The organism is Lacinutrix cladophorae (assembly GCF_053604645.1).
The window spans coordinates 1-341 of sequence record NZ_JBSHNR010000040.1 but is presented as its reverse complement, the minus strand read 5'-3'; the positions used below and the strand labels follow the sequence as shown (position 1 = coordinate 341).

Here is a 341-nt window from a genome sequence, read left to right as displayed (position 1 = left end):
ATAGATTACAGTAATAGTACCACCAGCACCACAAGTGGAAGCAAGGTTCGTGAAAGCATAATCCGAAGTTACATCAAACACCGCATCTGCATCACAGCTATCTGTACCACAAGATTGAAGTGCAAGTATGTTTGCAGCATTCCAACCGTTAGCAATGGTCTCATTATCTGTTCCATTACATTCTATAGTCTCATCTACAGCCGTACAAGCCGTTAGGTCAGGACCAATAGAATCTTCAAGTGTAAGTGTCGCAGTCAGTGTAGTTTCGTTATCACAATCATCCGATACCGTATAGATTACAGTAATAGTACCACCAGCACCACAAGTGGAAGCAAGGTTAG

Annotated in this window: 1 protein-coding gene; it reads right to left on the bottom strand. The window is 42.2% G+C overall.

The window, feature by feature from the left end; all coding sequences use genetic code 11:
• On the bottom strand, positions 1-341 hold a 341-nt coding region (locus ACVC3Y_RS00265; protein WP_452225741.1), incomplete at both ends, for a hypothetical protein.